Annotated in this window: 1 pseudogene; it reads right to left on the bottom strand. The window is 61.3% G+C overall.

What is annotated here, in order from left to right:
* Nucleotides 1-266: pseudogene (locus tag EOD29_RS32260) on the bottom strand (sugar ABC transporter permease); the annotation flags it as partial.

Here is a 266-nt window from a genome sequence, read left to right as displayed (position 1 = left end):
CCGCCAGGAACATCGCCATGACGAAGCCCGACGCCTGCCAGACGCCGGCGATGACGACGGTGTAGATGACGAAGTCCTTGTTCTTGATCCAGTCGAAGTGGAAGCTTGTCCAGCCGAACTGGTGCAGCGTCTGTTCCAGCCCGAGGCCGGGATCGAGGAACCATTTCCAGGCAACGCCTGTCACGATGAAGGAGAGCGCCATCGGATAGAGGAAGATCGGCCGCAACACGCTCTCGCCGCGGATCTTCTGGTCGAGCAGGATGGCG

Source organism: Mesorhizobium sp. M1A.T.Ca.IN.004.03.1.1 (assembly GCF_003997555.1).
GTDB lineage: Bacteria > Pseudomonadota > Alphaproteobacteria > Rhizobiales > Rhizobiaceae > Mesorhizobium.
The sequence above is the reverse complement of the archived record's forward strand: the minus strand, read 5'-3'. Positions and strand labels throughout refer to the sequence as shown.